The 22,078-nt window shown below is 69.5% G+C and carries 34 protein-coding genes; 2 read left to right on the top strand and 32 right to left on the bottom strand.

The window, feature by feature from the left end; all coding sequences use genetic code 11:
• Complete coding sequence (locus O7620_RS29240) at positions 1-534, top strand: hypothetical protein (RefSeq protein ID WP_278126329.1); 534 nt, start codon at positions 1-3, stop codon at positions 532-534.
• A gap of 122 nt (positions 535-656) precedes the next feature.
• Here O7620_RS29240 and O7620_RS29235 read toward each other — a convergent pair whose 3' ends face one another.
• The 3 genes from O7620_RS29235 to O7620_RS29225 are packed head-to-tail and all read right to left on the bottom strand — an operon-like array spanning position 657 to position 3,982.
• On the bottom strand, positions 657-1,619 hold the full coding sequence (locus O7620_RS29235) for an aldo/keto reductase (RefSeq protein WP_278126328.1): 963 nt from the start codon (positions 1,617-1,619) through the stop codon (positions 657-659).
• A gap of 37 nt (positions 1,620-1,656) precedes the next feature.
• Positions 1,657-3,336, bottom strand: coding sequence for an ATP-binding cassette domain-containing protein (locus O7620_RS29230; RefSeq protein ID WP_278126326.1), 1,680 nt, complete (start codon positions 3,334-3,336; stop codon positions 1,657-1,659).
• Between the two features lie 40 nt (positions 3,337-3,376).
• Positions 3,377-3,982, bottom strand: coding sequence for a methyltransferase (locus O7620_RS29225; RefSeq protein WP_151488119.1), 606 nt, complete (start codon positions 3,980-3,982; stop codon positions 3,377-3,379).
• 102 nt (positions 3,983-4,084) lie between these two features.
• Here O7620_RS29225 and O7620_RS29220 point away from each other — a divergent pair, with 102 nt between their 5' ends.
• Positions 4,085-5,134, top strand: coding sequence for a hypothetical protein (locus O7620_RS29220; protein ID WP_225854138.1), 1,050 nt, complete (start codon positions 4,085-4,087; stop codon positions 5,132-5,134).
• Positions 5,135-5,205: 71 nt separating this feature from the next.
• On the opposite strand, the gene truA is transcribed toward O7620_RS29220, so the two are convergent.
• The 29 genes from truA to rplB all read right to left on the bottom strand — a co-directional run bounded on the left by truA (position 5,206) and on the right by rplB (position 22,067).
• A complete protein-coding gene (gene truA / locus O7620_RS29215; protein ID WP_278126325.1) occupies positions 5,206-6,036 on the bottom strand; it encodes a tRNA pseudouridine(38-40) synthase TruA in 831 nt (276 codons plus the stop codon).
• A 67-nt stretch (positions 6,037-6,103) separates the two neighbouring features.
• Positions 6,104-6,661, bottom strand: a complete 558-nt coding sequence (gene rplQ, locus O7620_RS29210; protein WP_151488121.1) for a 50S ribosomal protein L17 — start codon at positions 6,659-6,661, stop codon at positions 6,104-6,106.
• 34 nt (positions 6,662-6,695) lie between these two features.
• Positions 6,696-7,718 (bottom strand): DNA-directed RNA polymerase subunit alpha, encoded by a 1,023-nt coding sequence (locus tag O7620_RS29205; protein ID WP_053653923.1) that lies wholly within the window; start codon positions 7,716-7,718, stop codon positions 6,696-6,698.
• 99 nt (positions 7,719-7,817) lie between these two features.
• Positions 7,818-8,444 carry a 30S ribosomal protein S4 gene (gene rpsD, locus O7620_RS29200; RefSeq protein WP_030489600.1) on the bottom strand — a complete coding sequence of 209 codons (627 nt, stop codon included), beginning with the start codon at positions 8,442-8,444 and terminating at the stop codon, positions 7,818-7,820.
• Between the two features lie 13 nt (positions 8,445-8,457).
• The gene (gene rpsK, locus O7620_RS29195; protein WP_030329919.1) at positions 8,458-8,865 is read right to left on the bottom strand and encodes a 30S ribosomal protein S11; all 408 of its coding nucleotides are present in this window, start codon (positions 8,863-8,865) and stop codon (positions 8,458-8,460) included.
• 87 nt (positions 8,866-8,952) lie between these two features.
• Positions 8,953-9,333, bottom strand: a complete 381-nt coding sequence (gene rpsM / locus O7620_RS29190; RefSeq protein ID WP_007465236.1) for a 30S ribosomal protein S13 — start codon at positions 9,331-9,333, stop codon at positions 8,953-8,955.
• 267 nt (positions 9,334-9,600) lie between these two features.
• Entirely contained in the window at positions 9,601-9,714 is a 114-nt protein-coding gene (gene rpmJ / locus O7620_RS29185) for a 50S ribosomal protein L36 (protein ID WP_043965539.1), read from the bottom strand.
• Positions 9,715-9,805: 91 nt separating this feature from the next.
• Positions 9,806-10,027, bottom strand: a complete 222-nt coding sequence (infA, locus tag O7620_RS29180) for a translation initiation factor IF-1 (RefSeq protein ID WP_007073013.1) — start codon at positions 10,025-10,027, stop codon at positions 9,806-9,808.
• A gap of 399 nt (positions 10,028-10,426) precedes the next feature.
• Positions 10,427-10,999 (bottom strand): DUF1707 domain-containing protein, encoded by a 573-nt coding sequence (locus O7620_RS29175; RefSeq protein WP_278126320.1) that lies wholly within the window; start codon positions 10,997-10,999, stop codon positions 10,427-10,429.
• A gap of 156 nt (positions 11,000-11,155) precedes the next feature.
• On the bottom strand, positions 11,156-12,007 hold the full coding sequence (map, locus tag O7620_RS29170; RefSeq protein ID WP_151488122.1) for a type I methionyl aminopeptidase: 852 nt from the start codon (positions 12,005-12,007) through the stop codon (positions 11,156-11,158).
• 87 nt (positions 12,008-12,094) lie between these two features.
• A complete protein-coding gene (locus O7620_RS29165; protein ID WP_151488123.1) occupies positions 12,095-12,748 on the bottom strand; it encodes an adenylate kinase in 654 nt (217 codons plus the stop codon).
• Entirely contained in the window at positions 12,749-14,077 is a 1,329-nt protein-coding gene (gene secY / locus O7620_RS29160; protein ID WP_151488124.1) for a preprotein translocase subunit SecY, read from the bottom strand.
• Positions 14,078-14,310: 233 nt separating this feature from the next.
• The gene (gene rplO / locus O7620_RS29155; RefSeq protein ID WP_030329906.1) at positions 14,311-14,754 is read right to left on the bottom strand and encodes a 50S ribosomal protein L15; all 444 of its coding nucleotides are present in this window, start codon (positions 14,752-14,754) and stop codon (positions 14,311-14,313) included.
• Positions 14,754-14,936, bottom strand: coding sequence for a 50S ribosomal protein L30 (gene rpmD, locus O7620_RS29150; RefSeq protein ID WP_151488125.1), 183 nt, complete (start codon positions 14,934-14,936; stop codon positions 14,754-14,756). Before rpmD ends, rplO begins: the two co-directional genes overlap by 1 nt.
• On the bottom strand, positions 14,936-15,550 hold the full coding sequence (gene rpsE / locus O7620_RS29145; RefSeq protein ID WP_074314587.1) for a 30S ribosomal protein S5: 615 nt from the start codon (positions 15,548-15,550) through the stop codon (positions 14,936-14,938). The genes rpmD and rpsE overlap by 1 nt, the downstream gene beginning before the upstream one ends.
• Before the next feature lie 33 nt (positions 15,551-15,583).
• Positions 15,584-15,973, bottom strand: coding sequence for a 50S ribosomal protein L18 (rplR, locus tag O7620_RS29140; RefSeq protein WP_151488126.1), 390 nt, complete (start codon positions 15,971-15,973; stop codon positions 15,584-15,586).
• Positions 15,970-16,512, bottom strand: a complete 543-nt coding sequence (rplF, locus tag O7620_RS29135) for a 50S ribosomal protein L6 (RefSeq protein WP_124860508.1) — start codon at positions 16,510-16,512, stop codon at positions 15,970-15,972. Before rplF ends, rplR begins: the two co-directional genes overlap by 4 nt.
• A gap of 16 nt (positions 16,513-16,528) precedes the next feature.
• The gene (rpsH, locus tag O7620_RS29130) at positions 16,529-16,936 is read right to left on the bottom strand and encodes a 30S ribosomal protein S8 (RefSeq protein WP_007465270.1); all 408 of its coding nucleotides are present in this window, start codon (positions 16,934-16,936) and stop codon (positions 16,529-16,531) included.
• Between the two features lie 116 nt (positions 16,937-17,052).
• Positions 17,053-17,238 carry a type Z 30S ribosomal protein S14 gene (locus O7620_RS29125; RefSeq protein WP_007073023.1) on the bottom strand — a complete coding sequence of 62 codons (186 nt, stop codon included), beginning with the start codon at positions 17,236-17,238 and terminating at the stop codon, positions 17,053-17,055.
• A 1-nt stretch (position 17,239) separates the two neighbouring features.
• Positions 17,240-17,806, bottom strand: coding sequence for a 50S ribosomal protein L5 (gene rplE, locus O7620_RS29120; RefSeq protein WP_088987580.1), 567 nt, complete (start codon positions 17,804-17,806; stop codon positions 17,240-17,242).
• Positions 17,806-18,126: a 50S ribosomal protein L24 gene (rplX, locus tag O7620_RS29115; RefSeq protein ID WP_007465276.1), complete on the bottom strand. Its 321-nt coding sequence runs from the start codon at positions 18,124-18,126 to the stop codon at positions 17,806-17,808. The genes rplE and rplX overlap by 1 nt, the downstream gene beginning before the upstream one ends.
• Complete coding sequence (gene rplN / locus O7620_RS29110; RefSeq protein WP_007073026.1) at positions 18,123-18,491, bottom strand: 50S ribosomal protein L14; 369 nt, start codon at positions 18,489-18,491, stop codon at positions 18,123-18,125. The genes rplX and rplN overlap by 4 nt, the downstream gene beginning before the upstream one ends.
• A 97-nt stretch (positions 18,492-18,588) precedes the next feature.
• Positions 18,589-18,867: a 30S ribosomal protein S17 gene (rpsQ, locus tag O7620_RS29105; protein ID WP_109817183.1), complete on the bottom strand. Its 279-nt coding sequence runs from the start codon at positions 18,865-18,867 to the stop codon at positions 18,589-18,591.
• Positions 18,864-19,100, bottom strand: a complete 237-nt coding sequence (gene rpmC, locus O7620_RS29100) for a 50S ribosomal protein L29 (protein ID WP_007465283.1) — start codon at positions 19,098-19,100, stop codon at positions 18,864-18,866. The genes rpsQ and rpmC overlap by 4 nt, the downstream gene beginning before the upstream one ends.
• Positions 19,100-19,525 (bottom strand): 50S ribosomal protein L16, encoded by a 426-nt coding sequence (rplP, locus tag O7620_RS29095; protein ID WP_007465292.1) that lies wholly within the window; start codon positions 19,523-19,525, stop codon positions 19,100-19,102. Before rplP ends, rpmC begins: the two co-directional genes overlap by 1 nt.
• 3 nt (positions 19,526-19,528) lie before the next feature.
• Entirely contained in the window at positions 19,529-20,398 is an 870-nt protein-coding gene (gene rpsC / locus O7620_RS29090; protein WP_007465294.1) for a 30S ribosomal protein S3, read from the bottom strand.
• Positions 20,398-20,892: a 50S ribosomal protein L22 gene (gene rplV, locus O7620_RS29085; RefSeq protein WP_278126313.1), complete on the bottom strand. Its 495-nt coding sequence runs from the start codon at positions 20,890-20,892 to the stop codon at positions 20,398-20,400. The genes rpsC and rplV overlap by 1 nt, the downstream gene beginning before the upstream one ends.
• A gap of 41 nt (positions 20,893-20,933) precedes the next feature.
• Positions 20,934-21,215, bottom strand: a complete 282-nt coding sequence (rpsS, locus tag O7620_RS29080; protein WP_151488129.1) for a 30S ribosomal protein S19 — start codon at positions 21,213-21,215, stop codon at positions 20,934-20,936.
• Positions 21,216-21,227: 12 nt separating this feature from the next.
• Positions 21,228-22,067 (bottom strand): 50S ribosomal protein L2, encoded by an 840-nt coding sequence (gene rplB / locus O7620_RS29075; protein WP_030329891.1) that lies wholly within the window; start codon positions 22,065-22,067, stop codon positions 21,228-21,230.
• Positions 22,068-22,078 lie beyond the last annotated feature (11 nt).

The following is a 22,078-nucleotide window of genomic DNA, read 5'->3' as shown; positions in this document are numbered from 1 at the left end:
ATGTCCGTGACGGGTATCCGCAAGGTGCTGGCCGCCGTGTTCGCCGGACTGGCTCTGACCCTGCTCGCCGCACCCCCGGCGGCGGCGCAGGCCGACAAACTCACACTGACGGTGGCCGGCGACGGGGCCGAGGGGGTCACCATCCAGGCCACCTACGCCGACGGCCGTCGGCTGGACAAGCTGGTGCGGTTGATCCTCACCGCCACCGGCCCGGACGGGCAGAAGGTCGGCCCGGTGCAACTCGAACCGCAGCCCGAGGGGCAGGGCTTCTACACCAGCGGCCCGGTGCTCTCCGCCGGCAGTTGGCGGGTGACGGTGAACTCCCCCGCCCCGCTGCAGACCCAGGCCACCGCCACGGTGCAGGCCCGGGCGGCACAGTCACCGCCGGCGCCCAAGCCGGTCGCGGTCACCGCGGACCGGGCCGATGGACGCGGGGGGAACGCCGGGTGGTGGCCGTTCGCGGCGGCCGGGCTGGTGCTCGTCGCCGCCGCGATGGGGGTCGCCATGCTGTTCGGCCGCCGCCGCACCGACTGACCCAGCGGTGCCCCAGCGCCGCACCGACTGACCCAGCGGCGCTCCGGCGCCATCCACTGGCCGACCGGGCCGGGCCGCGATGAGCGGCCCGGCCCGGTGTCGTCCGGCCGGCTCCGCCGCGCTCAGAGGATGAAGCGCAGCGCGGCCAGATCGTCGTCGCTGGGCTCCCAGGTGCCGGCGGCCGCGTTGGCGTGCACCTGCTCGGGCGTGGTGGCACCGGCGATCACCGAGGTCACCGCCGGCTGGGCGGCCAGTCCGCCGATCGCCACCTGGAGAATGGTCAGCCCCCGCTCGTTCGCGTACGCCTCGATCGCCTCGATGGTGTCCCAGTCGGCGGCGGCGAGCCGCTCCGCGTACCGGCCGCCACCGGAGAGCCGGCTGCCGGCCGGCGGCTGCTCGCTGCGCTTGTACTTGCCGGTGAGCAGGCCGTTGGCGAGCGGGAAGAACGGCAGCATGCCGAGGCCGAACCGCTCGCAGGCCGGGACCACCTCGGTCTCCACCGACCGCTCCAGCAGGCTGTAGTGGTTCTGCGCGCTGATGAAGCGGGACCGCCCGTTGGACGAGGCGACCCAGTCGGCGTCGGCGATCTGCCAGCCGGCGAAGTTGGAGTTGCCCAGGTAGCGCACCTTGCCGTCGCGGACCAGGTCGTCCAGGGCGGCGAGGGTCTCGTCGATCGGAGTGCCCGGGTCGGGCTCGTGCATCTGGTACAGGTCGATGTGGTCGGTGCCGAGTCGGCGCAGCGACGCCTCGACCGCGCGGGCGATGTAGCGTCGCGCACCGCGCGCGCCGAAGTCCGGCCCGTTGAGACCGTTCATGTCCATGCCGAACTTGGTGGCCACCACCACGTCGTCGCGGCGACCCTTGAGCGCCTGCCCGAGCAGCTCCTCGGAGCCGCCCTGCGGTTCGCCGTAGATGTCGGCGGTGTCGAACAGGTTGATTCCTGCGTCCAGGGCGGCGTCCACCACCGCGCGGGTGCCGTCGAGATCCAACTTGCGGCCGAAGTTGTTGCAGCCGATGCCGACCACGGACACTACGAGCCCGGAGTCGCCCAGCCGGCGATAGGTCATCTCAGTCACGAGATCCACCCTATGCCGGCCGGACGCACCCCTGCCCGGGGACCGATCAGCCCACGTCCCAGACCGGCTCCGGGGTCTCCACGACCTCGTTGTCGCCCCGGAACAGCACGAACCGGTCGAAGGAGCGGGTGAACCACCGGTCGTGGGTGACCGCGATCACCGTCCCCTCGAACGCGTTCAGGCCCGCTTCGAGGGCCTCGGCGCTGGCCAGGTCGAGGTTGTCGGTGGGCTCGTCGAGCAGCAGCAGGGTCGCCCCGGACAGCTCCAGCAGCAGCACCAGGAAACGGGCCTGCTGCCCGCCGGAGAGCGTGCCGAAGCGCTGGTCACCCTGACCGGCCAGCTCGTAGCGGCTGAGCACCCCCATCGCCGCGTGCCGGTCCATCCCGGTGCGGTGGTCGTCACCCCGCCAGAGGATCTCGACAAGCGTCTTCGACATCAGCTCCGGCCGGTCGTGGGTCTGGGAGAAGTGCCCGGGGCGGACCCGGGCGCCCAACCGGGCCGTGCCGTCGTGGGCGACCGGGGCGAGCGCACCCGCCCCGTCGACCGGGCCGTTCGCCGGGTCGGGATCGGTGCCGCCGCGGGCCAGCAGCCGCAGGAAGTGCGACTTGCCGGTGCCGTTGGCACCGAGCACCGCCACCCGGTCGCCGTACCAGATCTCCAGGTCGAAGGGGAAGGTCAGGCCGTCCAGCTCCAGCTGCTCGCAGATGACCGCGCGTTTGCCGGTCCGCCCGCCGCTCAGCCGCATCCGGATGTCCTGGTCCTTCGGCGGTACGGGCGGCGGCCCGGCCTCCTCGAACTTGCGCAGCCGGGTCTGCGCGGCCTGGTACCGCGAGGCCAACCCATCGTTGTACGCCGCCTTCTGCTTGTACATCAGCATCAGCTCGCGCAGCTTCTGGTGTTCCTCGTCCCAGCGTCGGCGCAGCTCGTCGAGGCGGGCGTGCCGGGCCACCCGTGCCGAGTGCCAGCTGGCGAAGCCGCCCGGGTGCACCCAGGCGCTGCCACCCTCCACGGCGACCACCCGGTCGGCGCTCTGGGCCAGCAACTCGCGGTCGTGCGACACGTACAGCACCGACTTGGTCGACTCGCGCAGCCGTGCCTCCAACCAGCGCTTGCCGGGCACGTCGAGGAAGTTGTCCGGCTCGTCGAGCAGCAGCACCTCGTCCGGGCCGCGCAGCAGCAACTCCAGGGCGAACCGTTTCTGCTGGCCACCGGAGAGGGTCCGCACCGGACGGTCCCGGGCGGCGTCCCACGGCAGGCCGAGCACGATGGTCGCGACGGTGTCGAAGAGCACCTCGGCGTCGTACCCGCCGACCTCGCCCCAGGCGCCGAGGGCGTCGGCGTACGCCAGCTGGGCCTTGCCGGCCGCGGTGCTGTACTTGCCGCGGACCTCGGCCGCCCGCATGGCCGCCTCGGTCTCGCCGAGCCGGCGGCCGGCGTCGCGCAGCGGCGGCGGGGCCAGCGACAACGCCAGGTCGGCGAGCGTCGACTCGTCACCGATCATGCCGATGAACTGGCGCATCACGCCCAGCCCGCCGGCGCGCGCGACGACTCCGGTACGCACCGGCAGGTCACCGGCGACCATCCTCAGCAGCGTCGTCTTACCCGCGCCGTTCGGGCCGACCAGGGCGACCTTGGCGCCCTCGCCGACCCGGAACGACACGTCGGCGAAGAGTTCCCGACCGTCGGGCAGGATGTGCCCAACCCCTGCCACGTCCACGTATCCCACGCCGGGATCCTGCCCCAGGCGGCGGCGGGGGGATATCCAATTACCGGGTGACCCGCAGCACCCGGAAGCCCTTCTGGCTGGCGTGCCGCTCGACCTGCCAACCCTGCTCGGTGAGCCAGCGCTGCAGCGAGTCGCCACCGAGGTGCCGGGCGACCACCAGCCAGCCGACGCCGTCCGGGGCGAGCCGGGGCAGCCAGCGCAGCAGCAGCTCGTGCAGCTCCTCCTTGCCGATCCGGATCGGCGGGTTGGACCACAGCTCGGCGAACCGCAGGTCCGCCGGCACGTCGTCCGGTGCGCTGACCCGGACCCGGTCACCGGCACCGATCCGGGCCGCGTTGGCGGCGGTGAGGTCACGGGCGCGGGCGTTGACGTCGACGGCCCAGACCGTGCTCGACGGCGCCACGTCGGCCAGCACGCAGGCGATCGGCCCGAACCCGCAGCCCAGGTCGAGCAGGTCACCGGTGGTGTCGGCGGTGGGCAGCTCGGCCTTGCGCAGCAGCACCGCGGTGCCCGGGTCGAGTCGGCTGGCGGAGAAGACCCCGCCGGCGGAGGCGAGCCGGTAGTCGCGGTCGGCGACGGAGAACTCGACCTCGCGCGGCGGGGCGTCGCTGGCGGGTTCAGCGGTGAAGTAGTGGTCGCCGGTCACGTCGGCAATTCTCGCACCGGCCGGGACACGTCCCGACACGGCCCACGCACACATTTCCCGTTATTACCCCCTAAAGGGACAATGGCTCCTACTCTAGGCGACATGGTGTATCGGTACGAGTCCGATCAGGACGCTTTCGAGGAGTACCCGGAGCCCGGCTCCGAGGTGGCCGCGTTCGACGGCCCGCCCCCGCCGGCCGGGCCCTCTCCGTCGCGCTTCCCCGCGCCGTCGCTGCCCCGGCCGAACCAACTCGTCCTGCCGTCGTCGCAGCCGCCGCCGCCCGCCCGTGCCGACGTTCCGCTCGCCGCACCCCGCGAACGGGTCTACACCTCCGCGCAGCCGATCGAGCAGACTTCCCGGCGCGGCGGCGGCCGCCTCTGGCAGGTGCTGGTCGGTGGCGCAGCCGTCCTGGTCCTGCTCGCGCTCTGCGGGCTGGGCGCCGCCGCACTCCTGTCCGAACGCGGCAAACAGCCGGAGACCACCCCGACGTACCAGCCGAACACCGCCGCGTCCGCTCCCGCCGCCGAGCGGCAGGACCTCGACTCCCGGGACACCGACCAGGCCCCCCTCACCGCCAAGGAGGTCTTCCCCGGCAAGGAACTGAAGCTCTCCGACGGCCAGGCGGCCTACCAGGTGCTCAAGACGCACTCCAGCGGCAGTTGTGCCGTCGCCGCCACCGGCGAGGTGGCCGACATGCTGGTCCGCCTCGGCTGCAACCAGGTCGTACGGGCCACGCTGCGGACCCCGGACGGCGACCACCTGGTCACCACCGGCCTGTTCAACCTCACCGACAAGGCCAGCGCCGAGCGCACCCGGGAACGGATCCGCCAGCTCCTCGACGAACGGCAGGGCCGGTTCCGGGGCCTCACCGCCGGCGACGACACCGCCGTGCTGGGCACCGCCCCCGCCCGCGTCGGCTGGCAGGTGCGCGGCCACTACCTGGCGTACGCGCTGGTGGTCCGCGCGGACGGTGCGGCCGTCAAGTCCGGCGACCCGAAGATCCGGGAGATCCTGTTCGACATGATCGAGCTGCATCTCAGCAAGGGCGTGCTGCAACGGCGGGCCGACGGCGGCACGGCCGGGCAACCGACGGCGGCGCCGACGGAGAGCAGCGGCACCCAGAGCGGCGACGGCGAACTGCCCGGCGACTGACCCCGCCCGACGGCGGTCAGCCCTCCCGACGGCGGTCAGCCCTCCCGACGACCGACCCCGCCCGGCGGCGGTCAGCCTTCGACGGGGACCCGCAGCCGGCGGGTCAGGTCCGCGCGACGCGCGTACTCGGCCGGGTCCTGCGGGTAGCCGACCGCGACGAGGGTCAGCCCGTGTGCCGGCGCCACCGTCACCTCGCTGGACCGCTCCCGGTGAGTGAGCAGGCTTCCCGGCCACTGGACGGGACGACGGCCGTCGCCGGCCACCAGCATGGCCCCCACCAGGCTGCGCACCATGGCCTGACAGAACGCGTCCGCCTGCACGGTGGCGACCAGGAGGCCGTCGGGGTTCCGACGCCAGTCCAGCCGCGTCACCTCGCGCAGCGTCGTCGCGTGTTCCTTGCGCCGGCAGTACGCGGCGAAGTCGTGCTCCCCGACGAGGCCGGCGGCCGCGGCGTTCAACGCGGCCAGATCCAGCGGCCTCGGCCAGGCCAGCACCTCGTGCCGGCGCAGCGGCTCCGCCCCGAAGGGCGCGTCGGTCACCCGGTACTCGTAGCGCCGAAAGGTGGCCGAGAACCGGGCGTCGAACTCGGCGGGCACCTCGGTCATCGCCCGCACCCGCACGTCGGTGGGGAGCAGACGGGCCAGCCGGCGCAACAACCGCCCCTCCTGCTGGCGCCACACGTCGACGGGCAGGTCCAGGTGGCAGACCTGCCCGGTGGCGTGCACCCCCGCGTCGGTCCGGCCCGCCACGGTCAACCCGGTGGCCGTACCGTCGCCCAGGACCAGGGCCAGGGTCTCGACGAGCACCCCCGCGACGGTCCGCCGGGTCGGCTGGGCCGCCCAACCGGAGAAACCCGCCCCGTCGTACGAGACGTCCAGCCGCAGCCGGATCCGCTCGTCCACCTCGTACCTCCTGTTACGGGTCGGGCCCGGCACCCCGATGGGGTGCCGGGCCCGACGTTGCCCTTGATCAGGCCTTGTTCTCGGTGGCCTCGTCGCTGTCCTCGCGGGCGGCGTCGGTGTCACCGGACGCCGACACCGGCGCCTCGGAGTCCTGGTCGGCGTCGGCCGACTTCGGGGCCTCCTCAGCCGGGGCGAGCGCCTCGACCTTGTCCTGCTGCGCGGCCTTGCGGGCGGCGGTCTTCTTGTTCGCCTTCGGCTCGGCGACCTGAAGCTCCTCCACCAGCTCGATGATCGCCATCGGAGCGGCGTCACCCTTGCGCGGACCGGTCTTCACGATCCGGGTGTAGCCGCCGGGCCGGTTGGCGTACCGCGGCGCGATCTGGTCGAACAGGGCGTAGACCACGTCCTTGTCCTTGACGACGCCCAGCACCCGCCGACGCGCGGCGAGGTCACCGCGCTTGGCCTTGGTGATGAGCTGCTCGGCCAGCGGACGCAGCCGCCGGGCCTTCGTCTCGGTGGTCTGGATCTTGCCGTGCTGGAACAGCGCGGTCGCCAGGTTGGCGAGCATCAGCCGCTCGTGCGAGGGGCTGCCGCCGAGGCGGGGGCCCTTGGTGGGCGTGGGCATTTTTGGTGCTCCTCAGTTGTGGCGGCAGCGCGGACTAGAGCTGCTCGGTCTCGCGGTAGTCGTCGGTGTCGTAGTCGGCCTCGCCGAAGGTGTCCACGACGTTCGCCGGGTCGAAGTTCGGGGCAGAGTCCTTCAGCCCCAGACCCATCCCGGCGAGCTTCATCTTGACCTCGTCGATCGACTTCTGACCGAAGTTGCGGATGTCGAGGAGGTCGGCCTCGGTACGCCCGATGAGCTCACCAACGGAGTTGATGCCCTCGCGCTTGAGGCAGTTGTAGGAGCGGACGGTGAGGTCCAGCTCCTCGATCGGCAGGGCGAGGTCCGCCGCCAGCTGGGCGTCCTGCGGGGACGGCCCGATGTCGATGCCCTCGGCGGTCTCGTCCAGCTCCCGTGCCAGACCGAACAGCTCCACCAGCGTCGAACCGGCCGAGGCCAGCGCGGTACGCGGACCCATCGACGGCTTGGTCTCGACGTCGATGATCAGCCGGTCGAAGTCGGTGCGCTGCTCGACACGGGTCGCCTCGACGCGGTAGGTCACCTTCAGCACCGGCGAGTAGATCGAGTCGACCGGGATCCGGCCGATCTCGGCGCCGGACTGCTTGTTCTGCGCAGCCGTCACGTAGCCCCGGCCCCGCTCGACGGTCAGCTCCATGTCGAGCCGGCCCTTGCCGTTGAGGGTCGCGAGCTTCAGGTCCGGGTTGTGCACGGAGACGCCGGCCGGGGGCTGGATGTCACCCGCGGTCACGTCGCCCGGGCCCTGCTTGCGCAGGTACATGCTGACCGGCTCGTCGTGCTCGGAGCTGACGCACAGCTCCTTGATGTTCATGACGAGCTCGACCACGTCCTCCTTGACACCGGGGATCGTGGTGAACTCGTGCAGCACGCCGTCGATCTTGATCGAGGTGACGGCCGCACCCGGGATCGACGACAGCAGCGTGCGCCGCAGCGAGTTGCCCAGGGTGTAACCGAAGCCCGGCTCCAGCGGCTCGATGGCGAACCGCGACCGGGTCTCGTTGATCGACTCCTCGGAGAGGGAGGGTCGCTGGCTGATGAGCATGTTTTCTCTTCTCTTCCGGGACGCCCGCTATTTGACGCCCACGACACAAACTGTTCCGGTGGCCCGCCCCGGAGGGCGGGCCACCGCAACGAGCTCCGACTACTTGGAGTAGAGCTCGACGATCAGCTGCTCCTGGACCTGCGTGTCGATGACCTGCCGGGCCGGGAGGGAGTGCACGAGCACCTTCATCTGGCTCGGGATGGCCTCAAGCCACGCCGGAACCGTCTTCGAGCCGGCCTGAGCCTGCGCGACGATGAACGGGGTGAGCTCCTTGCTCTTGCCCCGAACCTCGATGATGTCGTGCTCCTTGACGCGGTACGACGGGATGTCGACCTTCTTGCCGTTCACCGTGAAGTGACCGTGCTTGACCAGCTGGCGGGCCATGTCCCGCGAGTGGGCGTAGCCGGCCCGGTAAACGACGTTGTCCAGCCGCGACTCGAGGATCTGCAGGAGGACCTCACCGGTCTTGGCCTGCTTGCCGACGGCTTCCTCGTAGTAACCGCGGAACTGCTTCTCCAGCACGCCGTAAACCCGGCGGGCCTTCTGCTTCTCACGGAGCTGGAGCAGGTACTCCGTCTCCTTCGTGCGGCCGCGGCCGTGCTGCCCGGGCGGGAACGGCCGGGACTCGAACGGGCACTTCGGGCCATCGCACTTGCTGCCCTTGAGGAACAGCTTCATCTTCTCCCGCCGGCAACGGCGGCAGTCAGCACCGGTGTAACGAGCCATCTCTCTCTACCTCTCAGACCCGACGACGCTTAGGCGGACGGCACCCGTTGTGCGGCTGCGGGGTGACGTCGGCGATCTGGCCGACCTCGAGGCCCACGGCCTGCAGCGAACGGATGGCGGTCTCCCGGCCGGAGCCGGGGCCCTTGACGAACACGTCGACCTTGCGCATGCCGTGCTCCATGGCCCGACGCGCGGCGGCCTCGGCGGCCAGCTGCGCGGCGAACGGAGTCGACTTGCGGGAGCCCTTGAAGCCAACCTGGCCGGCGGAGGCCCAGGAGATGACCGCACCGGTCGGGTCCGTGATGGACACGATGGTGTTGTTGAAGGTGCTCTTGATGTGCGCCTGCCCGTGGGCGACGTTCTTGCGTTCCTTGCGCCGGACCTTCTTGACAGCGGCTCCGGCACGAGCCTTCGGTGGCATAAGTCTGTGCGCTCCTAGTTGACTTTCCGGATCGGGTTGCGGCCTGGCCCACCTCGGCGGCGGCCACCCCCGTCATCCGGTTAAGAACTACTTCTTGCCGGGCTTCTTCTTGCCGGCGACGGTCCGCTTCGGGCCCTTGCGGGTCCGCGCGTTGGTCTTGGTCCGCTGGCCACGCACGGGCAGTCCCCGGCGGTGCCGGATGCCGGCGTAGCAGCCGATCTCGACCTTGCGGCGGATGTCAGCGGCGACCTCGCGGCGCAGGTCGCCTTCAACCTTGTAGTTGCCCTCGATGTGGTCGCGGAGCTGCACGAGCTCCTCGTCCGTGAGGTCCCGAGCGCGCTTGTCCGGCGAGATGCCGGTGGCGGCGAGTGTCTCCAGGGCGCGGGTGCGACCGACCCCGAAGATGTAGGTGAGCGCGATCTCCATCCGCTTCTCGCGGGGGAGATCCACGCCGACTAGACGTGCCATGTGCGGGCGTACTCCTCGTAATGTGTGGCGGAGGTGTGGACCCGTCCCATCCCGCTACCGGCCGTCCCGTCTTTCCGACGCTGTCAGCGCCGGCGACCGGGATCGGTCGCTGCCCGAGCGGGCCCCGGCCTCCGACCGGGGGTCAGCCACGCAGGAGTACGTCTCGCGTACCGCTCGCGGCTGGGACGAGCATGTGTGATGTGTGTGTCGCTGGGGATCTGCCCGGACCAACGCCAACCGGCCGGTGTTACGGCCGGACGGGCTGAGTCAGCCCTGGCGCTGCTTGTGGCGCGGGTCGCTGCAGATGACCATGACCCGGCCGTGCCGGCGGATAACCCGGCACTTGTTGCAGATCCTCTTGACGCTCGGCTTGACCTTCACGGTTGCCTTACTTCCCATCTGGCCCGGCGACGCGGAGTACGCGAGACCGGACGTCGAAGACGGACACGGGACTTCCCGGCCGTCGTCAGGACTACTTGTAGCGGTAGACGATGCGCCCGCGGGTCAGGTCGTACGGCGAGAGTTCGACGACGACCCGGTCCTCCGGCAGGATGCGGATGTAGTGCTGCCGCATCTTGCCGCTGATGTGAGCCAGCACCTTGTGGCCGTTCGCGAGCTCCACCCGGAACATAGCGTTCGGCAAGGGCTCGATGACCCGACCCTCGATCTCAATGGCTCCGTCTTTTTTCGGCATGTCCTCCGCTGTCCTGACGTCGATTGCTCCGGGCGGCCCACAACGTCTTACACGGAAACCTGACCTTGATCAGGAGCCCGCGCCAGCCGCGGCTCCAGGACCCACCGAAGCGCAGGGTGGGCATGCCGGAGTGGACGCTGTGCGCCGATCTGAAAGTGTACGCCCGCCTGCGGTCCGTCGCCAAACCGGCCACCCACCACGCCGCCGTGTCGGTGCCGGCCCCCCGTCCGGACGCCCGATGATCTCCGCCCGAGCCCCACCTGCGCGTGATCCACTCGCCTTCCGTGAAACCGCGGCATCCACGGGTGGTGGACAACACAACTTCAGCGAATCCGAGTGGATCAAGGCACGAGCTCCGGACGGTGCCGCGGATTGTCCGCCCCAGGCCGCCGCAGATGATCAGGCTGGCGCTGGGGGTTCGTCCCGTTCGTTCGCTTCGTCGGCGCGCAGTTCCCGTCGCCGCTCCCGCTTCGCCCGCCTGCGCTCCCGCTCGACGGCCCGACGCCGGGGCTCTCCCCGACCCAGTCCGGTCACCGTCTGGATCATCAGCACCGCGCCCCACGGCCCGGCCACCCAGATCGGCCAGAAATAGAGCAGCTCCCCGCTGAGCAGCGAGATCACCGCCCAGATGGTCACCACGACGGCGATCACCCTCAGGTACGGCAGCCACACCTCGGCCAACCAGCGGGCCGTGCCGGCACCCGCCGTCGGGGCGGGCTGGTGACCCGCGCCGGCGCTCGGCGGGGCGGGCGGGGTGACCGGCGCCAGCGTCGACCCCCCGGTGGGCGGCACCGGCGGCAGGTCGGTCAGCAGGGCGTCCAACTCCGCATACGTCCGTGCGGCGTACGCCCGTTGCAACCGCTCGTCGTACTCGTGCAGGTCCAGTCGGCCCTCGCCGAGGGCGACGCGCAACCGGTCGGCCACCGCCTCACGGTCCGCGTCCGCCGCTCGCATCCCGTCGCGCCCGTCCATGCCGGCAAGCATGCCACCGCCACGCCAGTCCCATCCGACCCCGAGCCGCCCTCCTCGATCCACCCGGTTCGCCGTCCTGGTTACATCGCATCGGTTGGATACCGCCGGATCGGCGAATCGGAGTCGATCAACGTGCCAGGGCGGCGGCTGGAGCGGTCAGGGGGCGGTCGAGGTGGCGGGTTGGCGAGCCGTTACCAGGTCGCCCAGTCGGGCGCGGCCGCCGTCGAAGGCGGTGAGCACCCAGACGCCGTCGGGCAGCAACGCCATCGAGTGCTCGACGTGCGCGGCCACCGAACCGTCCCGGGTGACGACCGTCCAGCCGTCGGCCAGCTCGACCGTCCGCGGGGACGCCATCGTGATCATCGGTTCGATGGCGAGTGCCATACCGGGAACCAACCGTGGGCCCTTGCCCGGCCGGCCGTGGTTGAGCACGTGCGGGTCCTGGTGCATCTCGGTGCCGATGCCGTGCCCACCGTAGCCGTCAACGATGCCGTACCGGCCGCCCTTGCGGACGGCGGTCTCCACCGCGTGCGAGATGTCGGTGAGGCGGCCCTTGCCGCTGGCCGCGCCGCGGGCGGCGGCCGCGATACCGGCCCACATGGCGTCCTCGGCCACCTCGGCCATCTTGAGCAGCGCCGGGTCGACCTCGCCGACCCCGACCGTGATCGCGGAGTCGCCGTGCCAGCCGTTCAGCACCGCGCCGCAGTCGATCGAGATGAGGTCGCCCTCGGCGAGCACCTGCTTCGGCGAGGGGATGGCGTGCACGATCTGCTCGTTGACCGAGGAGCAGATCGACGCCGGGAACCCGTGGTAGCCCTTGAACGACGGGACGGCGCCCGCCTCGCGGATGGTCGACTCGGCGATGGCGTCCAGATCGGCGGTGCTCACACCGGGGGCCACGGCCTCGCGCATCCGGCGCAGCGCCTCCGCCACCACCAGCCCGGCGGCCCGCATCTTCTCGATCTGGTCAGGGGTCTTCAGCTGGATGTCCAGCTGGGGACGACGCATGGAGCGATTACCTTTCGTGGCTGTTCAGCGGGGCACGTCTCGCGTACCCCGCTGTTCGCACTCTATCCGCGTGGACCGGCGAGGACCTCAGCCGCCGTACGACCGCAGCGCGTCGATGGCCCGGCTGGTGACGTCCTCCACCGGGCCGGTGGCGTCGATCCCGACCAGCTTGCCCTGGGCGCCGTAGTAGTCGACCAGGGGCGCGGTCTTCTCGCTGTACTCCCGAAGCCGGGTGGCGATCGTCTCCGGCTTGTCGTCGTCGCGCTGGAACAGCTCGGCGCCGCACCGGTCACAGATGCCCGGGCGGGTGGTGGCGTCGAACTCGACGTGCCAGATCTTGCCGCAGCCCCGGCAGGTACGCCGGCCGGAGAGCCGTCGGATCACCTCGTCGTCGTCGACCACCAGCTCCAGGACCAGGTCGAGGGCGGTGCCCAGGTCGGCGAGGAGCTTGTCGAGAGCGGCGGCCTGCGGAGTGGTCCGCGGGAAACCGTCGAGCAGGAAACCCTCGCTGGCGTCGGGCTCGGCCAGCCGGTCCCGGACCATGTTGATGGTGACCTCGTCCGGAACCAGCTCGCCCGCGTCCATGTACCGCTTCGCCTCGACACCCAACGGAGTGCCCTGGGTGACGTTCGACCGGAAGATGTCTCCGGTCGAGATCTTCGGCACCGAGAGGTGCGCGGCGATGAACTCGGCCTGAGTGCCCTTGCCCGCACCCGGCGGACCAACCAGAACGAGTCTCATCTACCGCAGGAACCCTTCGTAGTTCCGCTGCATGAGTTGGCTCTCGATCTGCTTCACGGTCTCCAGACCGACGCCGACCATGATGAGCACAGCGGTGCCGCCGAACGGGAAGTTCTGGTACTGCTGGTTGTCCAGCCAGATGAAGAAGAAGTTCGGCAGGATCGAGATGACGCCGAGGTAGAGCGCGCCCGGCAGGGTGATCCGGCTGAGAATGAAGTCCAGGTAGTCGGCGGTCGGCTTGCCCGGGCGGATGCCCGGCACGAACCCGCCGTACTTCTTCATGTTGTCCGCGACCTCGGTCGGGTTGAACGTGATCGAGACGTAGAAGTACGTGAAGAAGATGATCATCAGGAAGTAGACCGTGATGTAGATCGGGCTACTCGGGTTGACCAGGTTGTTCTGGATCCACGCCTGGGTCTTGCCCGGGTCGTTCTGGTCGAAGAACTGCAGGGCCAGCTGCGGCAGGTACAGCAGCGACGAACCGAAGATGACCGGGATCACACCCGCCTGGTTGACCTTGAGCGGGATGTAGGTCGAGGTGCCGCCGTACATCCGCCGGCCGATCATCCGCTTGGCGTACTGCACCGGGATCCGGCGCTGCGCCTGCTCGATGAAGGTGACCGCGGTGATGACCACCAGGACCAGCGCGATGACCAGGGCGAACATGTCCCAGCCCTTGCTGGTCTTGATCTGCCAACCCTCGCTGGGCAGCCGGGCCGCGATCGAGGTGAAGATCAGGACGGACATGCCGTTGCCGACGCCCCGGTCGGTGATCAGCTCACCGAGCCACATGACCATGCCGGTGCCGGCGGTCATCGTCATCACCAGGATGGTCAGGGTCAGCCAGTCCGGGATGCCGGTGCCGGTCGGGATGATCGGGAACTGGTCGCAGCGGTTCTGGAAGAGCTGCCCCGAGCGGGCCAGGGCGACGAACGCCGAGGCCTGCAGCACACCGAGACCGAGGGTCAGGTACCGCGTGTACTGAGTGATCTTCGCCTGGCCGGCCTGGCCCTCCTTGCGGAGCTGCTCCAGGCGCGGGATCACGACGGTCAGCAGCTGCAGGATGATCGACGCCGTGATGTAGGGCATGATGCCCAGCGCGAAGACCGAGAGCTGTAGCAGCGCCCCGCCGGAGAAGAGGTTGAGAAGGTTCACCACCCCGGTGGTGTCACCCTGGATGGTGTCGAGGCACTTCTGCACGTTGCCGTACGAGACGCCCGGACTGGGCAGCGTGGCACCCAGCCGGTAGACCGCGATGATGCCTACTGTGAACAGCAGCTTCTTGCGCAGGTCAGGCGTACGGAACGCACTGAGAAAGGCGGACAGCAACTTCTTCCTCCTGCGCGAGGCGGGCCGCCGGTGATCCCTGGCGGGTCGGGGTGGATCCCGGGCGAGCGCCCGGAATCCATGGCTGGGATGGGACTCTAACAGCCCTATCCCGGTCCGGGCAGATGTGCCCGGCTACATAAACCGATTCCGATATTACCGGGCGCACACGCCCCGGGTAGACCATGGCGCCCGCCAGTTGCTCACAACTGGACGGGCGCCATGGGTCGTACGCCTTACAGCTCGGTGACGGAGCCACCGGCGGCGGCGATCTTCTCCTTGGCCGACGCGCTGAACGCGTGCGCCGACACCTGGAGCGCCACTCCGCCAAGGTCGCCGGTGCCGAGAACCTTCACCGGGTGGCCCTTGCGGACCGCGCCGGACTCGACCAGCTCCAGCGGGCCAACCTGGCCGCCGTTCGGGAACAGCTCGGCGAGTCGGTCCAGGTTGACCACCTGGAAGACCACCTTGAACTTGTTCTTGAAGCCCTTCATCTTCGGCAGGCGCATGTGGATGGGCATCTGCCCACCCTCGAACGCCGCCGAGATGTTCTTGCGGGCCTTGGAACCCTTGGTACCGCGACCAGCGGTCTTGCCCTTGGAACCCTCACCGCGACCCACACGGGTCTTCGCGGTCTTGGAACCGGGCGCCGGGCGCAGGTGATGCACCTTGATCGTCATTACTCGACCTCCTCGACCTTCACGAGGTGGCTCACAGTGAAGATCATGCCGCGGATCTCGGGCCGGTCCTCCTTGACCACCACGTCGTTGATCCGCTTGAGACCGAGCGAACGCAGCGAGTCACGCTGGTTCTGCTTGGTCCCGATACCGGACCGGAGCTGGGTGACCTTCAGACGCGCCATCAGTGCGCCACCCCCGCACGCGACGCCAGCATGGCGGCCGGCGCGACGTCCTCCACCGGCAGGCCACGACGCGCCGCGACCTGCTCGGGGGACTCAAGCCCCTTCAGGGCCGCCACGGTGGCGTGCACGATGTTGATCGGGTTCGACGAGCCGAGGCTCTTGGAGAGCACGTCGTGGATCCCGGCACACTCCAGCACGGCACGCACCGGACCACCGGCGATGACACCCGTACCGGCCGAGGCCGGCTTGAGCAGCACCACGCCAGCGGCGTCCTCACCCGTCACCGGGTGCGGGATCGACTGGCCGATACGCGGAACCTTGAAGAAGTGCTTCTTGGCCTCCTCGACACCCTTGGCGATGGCCGCGGGCACCTCCTTGGCCTTTCCGTAGCCCACGCCGACCGTGCCGTCGCCGTCGCCCACGATCACCAGGGCGGTGAAGCTGAAGCGACGACCGCCCTTCACGACCTTGGCGACGCGGTTGATCGCGACGACCCGCTCAAGGTGCGGGGTCTTCTCGACGGGCGCGTTTCCGCGGCCGCCCTCACGGCGGTTGTCGCGGCGACCACCCTCGTTGCCACCGGACCCGCCGCCACGGCGCTGTTGACCTGGCATCAGCAGCCTTCCTTATCTCTCGTGACGGGGTTGTTAGAACTCGAGCCCGGCTTCGCGGGCGGCGTCGGCAAGCGCGGCGACTCGCCCCGCGTACCGGTTGCCACCGCGGTCGAAGACGACCTTGGAGACGCCGGCGGCCTTGGCCCGCTCGGCGAGCAGCGCGCCCACCTTGCCGGCGAGGGCGCTCTTGTCGCCCTCCGCACCGCGCAGCGAGGCGTCCAGGGTCGACGCCGACGCCAGGGTGTGGCCCTTGGTGTCGTCGACGATCTGGGCGACCATGTGCCGCAGCGAACGGGTGACGACCAGGCGCGGACGCTCGGACGTACCGCTGACGTTCTTGCGGACGCGGAAGTGCCGACGCGCACGCCCAACGGCGCGCTTGGCGGCGACGCCGCGGCGGCGCTTGAGCAGCGTGGCGCTCACTTCTTACCTGCCTTTCCGGCCTTGCGGCGGATGACCTCGCCCTGGTACTTCACGCCCTTGCCCTTGTAGGGCTCCGGCGGACGGATCTTCCGGATGTTGGCGGCGACCTCACCGACCTGCTGCTTGTCGATGCCGGCCACGTGGAACAGGGTCGGCCGCTCCACCGTGAAGGTGATGCCCGCCGGGGCGGGAACGACCACCGGGTGCGAGAACCCGAGCGCGAACTCGAGGTCCGAACCCTTGGCGGTGACCCGGTAACCGGTGCCGGCGATCTCCAGGCTCTTGCGGTAGCCCTCGGTGACCCCGACGATCATGTTGGCAACCAGCGTACGGCTCAGGCCGTGGAGTTCCTTGGCCTTGCGCTCGTCGTTCGGCCGGTTGACGCTCAGCTGCCCATCCTCGGCCCGCTCGATCGTGATCGGCTCGGCGAGGGTGTGCTGGAGCTGGCCCTTGGGGCCCTTGACCTTGACGGTCTGCCCGTCGATCGTGATGTCGACGCCGGCTGGCACCGGGATCGACTTACGTCCAATTCGCGACATTTCTACCTGTCTCCCGTTACCAGACGAAGGCGAGGACTTCCCCGCCAACACTCCGCTTGCGGGCCTGCCGGTCGGTCAGCAGCCCCTGGGACGTCGAAATGATCGCCACGCCCAGCCCACCGAGCACCCGCGGGAGCCCGTCCGACTTGGCGTACACCCGGAGACCGGGCTTGGACACGCGCTTGATGCCGGCCAGGCTCCGCTCGCGGTTCTGGCCGTACTTCAGCTCGACGACCAGTCGCTTGCCGACGGCGCCCTCCTCGGGCTCCTCGACCGACCAGGTGGCGATGTAACCCTCGGCCTTCAGGACCTCGGCGATGTTCGCCTTGATCTTGGAGTAGGGCATCTTCACCTGATCGTGGTACGCCTGGTTGGCGTTACGCAGACGCGTGAGCATGTCTGCGATCGGGTCGGTCATCGTCATGGATTTCGTCAGCCTTTCTCGCCGGGGTTCCCGGGGCATCAGCCCCGGGCCTACGGCGAAGAGCAATACCTAATCGGTGCAGGAGTTCCCGGCTGACAGCCGGGACGCGGTCGCCCTTACCAGGAAGCCTTGGACACGCCCGGCAGCTCACCGCGGTGGGCCATCTCCCGGATGCAGACCCGGCAGAGCCCGAACTTGCGGTAGACCGCCTTCGGACGCCCGCACCGCTGGCAGCGGGTGTACGCGCGAACCGAGAACTTCGGCTTCGCGGCCGCCTTGAGGATCAGCGCCTTCTTGGCCATCTCAGTTCTCCTTGAACGGGAAGCCCAGGAGCTTGAGCAGCGCCCGGCCCTCGTCGTCAGTCGTGGCGGTCGTGACCACCGTGATGTCCATGCCCCGCTGGCGATCGATCTTGTCCTGATCGATCTCGTGGAACACCGACTGCTCGGTCAGACCGAACGTGTAGTTGCCGTGCCCGTCCAGCTTGCGCCCGTCCAGACCGCGGAAGTCGCGGATACGCGGCAACGCGATGGAGAGCAGCCGGTCCAGGAACTCCCACATCCGGTCGCCGCGAAGGGTCACCTTCGCGCCGATCGGCATACCCTCGCGGAGCTTGAACTGCGCGATGGACTTGGTCGCCCGCCGCACCTGCGGCTTCTGGCCGGTGATCGTGGCGAGGTCGCGGACCGCGCCGTCGATCAGCTTGGCGTCGCGAGCAGCCTCGCCGACACCCATGTTGACGACGATCTTGACCAGCCGCGGCACCTGCATGGGGTTGCCGTAGCTGTGCTGCTCACGCAGCTGGGCCACGATCTCGTTGCGGTACCGCTCCTTGAGGCGCGGCATGGTCTTTTCGGTAGCCGTGGTCATCACAGGTCCTTACCGGTGCTACGCGCGATGCGGACCTTCTGGCCGTTGTCGTCGATCCGGTAACCGACGCGGGTCGGCTTGCCGTCGGAGTCCAGGACCTGCACGTTCGAGACGTGGATCGGGGCCTCCTGGGTGACGATGCCGCCGGTCTTGGCGCCACGCTGGGTGGTGCTGATGCGGGTGTGCTTCTTGACCCGGTTCACGCCCTCGACCAGGACCTTGTCCTGCCGCGGGTAGGCCGCGATGACCTTGCCCTTGGCACCCTTATCCTTGCCGGCGATGACGACGACCGTGTCGCCCTTCTTGACCTTCACGGTCACAACACCTCCGGCGCGAGGGAAATAATCTTCATGAACCGCTTGTCCCGCAGCTCCCGACCCACCGGGCCGAAGATGCGGGTACCGCGCGGGTCCCCGCCGTCCTTGATGATGACGGCGGCGTTCTCGTCGAAGCGGATGTACGAGCCGTCCGGCCGCCGCTTCTCCTTGGCGGTGCGAACGACGACGGCCTTGACGACGTCGCCCTTCTTGACACCGGCACCCGGGATCGCGTCCTTGACGGTGGCCACGATGACGTCGCCGATGCTCGCGTAGCGCCGACCGGAGCCACCGAGAACCCGGATGCACAGGATCTCCCGAGCACCCGTGTTGTCGGCGACGCGCAGTCGCGACTCCTGCTGAATCACGTCTATCTCCTATGTCTGCCGGTTCTCCGGCCGCCGTAGCGGCCGGAGCCTGGCGGAACCTACGCCCGACGCAACGCCGGGCGAGCTCGAGCCTTCGCTACTTGGCCTTTTCCAGGATCTCCACGATCCGCCAACGCTTGGTGGCGCTCAGCGGCCGGGTCTCCATGATCAGGACCCGGTCGCCGGTGCCGGCGGCGTTCTGCTCGTCGTGCACCTTCAGCTTGCTCGTACGGCGCATGATCTTGCCGTACAGAGCGTGCCGAACCCGGTCCTCGACCTCGACCACGACGGTCTTGTCCATCTTGTCGCTGACCACCAGGCCCTCACGGACCTTACGGCGGGACCGCGCGGCGGCGGTGGCGGTGTCTTCGGTCATGATGCAGTCACCTCAGTCGGCGCGGCCGAGAGCCCCAGCTCGCGCTCGCGCATGATCGTGTAGATCCGGGCGATCTCCCGACGGATGACCTGCAACCGCCGGTTGTTGTCCAGCTGCCCGGTTGCGGCCTGCACGCGGAGGTTGAACAGCTCCGCCTTGGCCTCCCGCAGCTTCGTGACCAGCTCCTCCTCGGAGAGCTCACGCAGCTCGGTCGCCTTAACGCCCGCTGCCATCAGGATTCACCCACTTCGCGCGTAACAATGCGGCACTTCATCGGGAGCTTGTGGATCGCGCGACGCATGGCCTCTCGCGCGATCTGCTCGTTGGGGAAGGACATCTCGAAGAGAACCCGCCCCGGCTTGACGTTGGCGACCCACCACTCGGGCGAACCCTTACCGGAACCCATCCGGGTCTCGGCAGGCTTCTTGGTGAGGGCCTGGTCCGGGAAGATCGTGATCCAGACCTTGCCGCCACGCTTGATGTGACGGGTCATCGCGATACGCGCCGACTCGATCTGGCGGTTGGTCACGTACGCCGGCTCGAGAGCCTGGATCCCGAACTCGCCGAACACCACCCGGTTACCACCCTTGGACGCGCCACTACGGTCCGGGTGGTGCGGCTTGCGGAAGCCCTTCGGGGGCTTGCGCGGCATCAGCATCTGTCAGCCCTCCTGCTGCGTTTCTGCCGGAGCAGCCGCGGCCGCGACAGCTGCGCTGTCGACCGGCTCGCCGCTCGGCGTCTCGGCCTGCTGCGCGATGGTGGTCGCAGCAGCCCGGCCGGCCTCGGTGCCACCGGCCGTCGTGCCGGACGAACCCGACCGGCCACGGCGCGGACGCTCGGGACGGTCGCCACGCTCACCACGACGCGGGCGGGACGGACCGGCCTCGGCCGGAGCCTCCCGGCCCGGGACGGCGTCGCCCTTGTAGATCCAGACCTTCACACCGATCCGGCCGAACGTGGTACGGGCCTCGAAGAAGCCGTACTCGATGTTGGCCCGCAGCGTGTGCAGCGGAACCCGGCCCTCACGGTAGAACTCGGTCCGGCTCATCTCGGCGCCGCCGAGGCGACCCGAGACCTGAACCCGGATGCCCTTGCAGACCGGGTTCTTCATCGCCGACTGCATGGCCTTGCGCATCGCCCGACGGAAGCTGACCCGGCTGGACAGCTGCTCGGCCACGCCCTGCGCGACGAGCTGAGCGTCCGACTCGGGGTTCTTCACCTCGATGATGTTCAGCTGGACCTGCTTGCCGGTGAGCTTCTCGAGCTCGCCGCGGATCCGGTCGGCCTCCGCACCCTTACGGCCGATGACGATGCCCGGCCGAGCGGTGTGGATGTCGACGCGGACCCGGTCGCGGGTGCGCTCGATGTCGACCTTGGAGATGCCGGCGCGCTCGAGGCCCTTGGACATCATCCGGCGGATCTTGACATCCTCGCCGATGTAGTCCTTGTAGAGCTTGTCCGCGAACCAGCGGGACTTCCAGTCGGTCGAGATGCCGAGCCGGAACCCAGTGGGGTGAACCTTCTGACCCATTACTCGGCGCCCTCCGTCTTGCTCTGCGCTTCGGCCGGTGCGGCCTCCGTGGCCGGTGCGGCCTCCGTGGCCGGTGCGGCCTCCGTGGCCGGTGCGGCCTTCTTGGCCGCGGCCTTCCTCGGCGCTGCCGGCGCGACCGCCTCGACCGCCACGGTGATGTGGCAGGTCCGCTTGCGGATCCGGTACGCCCGACCCTGCGCCCGAGGCTGGAACCGCTTCATCGTCGGGCCCTCGTCAACGAACGCCTCGCTGACGAGCAGCGCGTCGGGGTCCAGCCGCTCGTTGTTCTCCGCGTTGGCGATCGCGCTAGCGAGCACCTTGTACACCTGCTCGCTCGCAGCCTGCGGCGCGAACTGCAGCACCGTGAGCGCCTCCTTCGCGGGCAGGCCGCGGACGAGGTTGACCACCCGGCGCGCCTTCATCGGCGAGATGCGCACGTGCCGCGCAACCGCCCGCGCGCCCGGAAGCACCGGAGCGTCGCCCTTTCCTGGCATCGCTGTAACCCCTTGTTCCCTCTATCCGTATGCCCGCGGCGTCAGCGCCGACGGCTCTTCCGGTCGTCCTTCTCGTGACCCTTGAACGTGCGGGTCAGCGCGAACTCGCCGAGCTTGTGCCCGACCATCGCCTCGGTCACGAACACCGGGACGTGCTTGCGTCCGTCATGCACCGCGATCGTGTGCCCGAGCATCTCCGGGATGATCGTCGAGCGCCGCGACCAGGTCTTGATCACGTTCTTCGTGCCCTTTTCGTTCTGCAGTTCCACCTTCTTGAGTAGGTGGGCGTCTACGAACGGGCCCTTCTTCAGGCTGCGAGGCATGTCTTATCTCCCTCAGCCGCGCTTACGCGTGGCGTAGCGGCGGCGGACGATCAGCCGGTCACTCGGCTGGCCCTTACGGCGGGTGCGGCCCTCGGGCTTACCCTGCGGGTTGACCGGGTGGCGACCACCGGAGGTCTTACCCTCACCACCACCGTGCGGGTGGTCGACCGGGTTCATGGCGACACCACGGACGGTCGGGCGCTTGCCCTTCCACCGCATACGGCCGGCCTTGCCCCAGTTGATGTTCGACTGGTCGGCGTTGCCGATCTCGCCGATGCTGGCGCGGCAGCGCACGTCCACACGCCGGATCTCACCGGACGGCATACGCAGGGTCGCGTACGCGCCCTCACGGCCGAGCAGCTGGATGCCCACGCCGGCGGAACGGGCCAGCTTGGCCCCGCCACCCGGGCGCAGCTCCACGTTGTGGATCGTGGTACCGACCGGGATGTTGCGCAGCGGCAGGTTGTTGCCGGGCTTGATGTCGGCGCCCGGACCGGACTCGACGCGGTCGCCCTGCTTCATGTCCTTCGGCGCGATGATGTACCGCTTCTCGCCGTCGGCGTAGTGCAGCAGCGCGATGCGCGCCGTGCGGTTCGGGTCGTACTCGATGTGAGCGACCTTCGCCGGCACGCCGTCCTTGTCGACCCGCTTGAAGTCGATCAGACGGTACTGGCGCTTGTGACCTCCACCGTGGTGCCGCGTGGTGATCCGGCCGTGGGCGTTACGCCCGCCCTTCTTCGGCAGCGGAGCCAGCAGCGACTTCTCCGGCGTGGACCGGGTGATCTCGGCGAAGTCGGCGACACTGGAGCCACGTCGGCCCGGCGTCGTCGGCTTGTACTTACGGATAGCCATTGTCTACACCC

The sequence above is a fragment of the Micromonospora sp. WMMD710 genome, assembly GCF_029626045.1.
Lineage (GTDB): Bacteria > Actinomycetota > Actinomycetes > Mycobacteriales > Micromonosporaceae > Micromonospora.
This window is presented reverse-complemented; position numbering and strand designations above follow the sequence as displayed.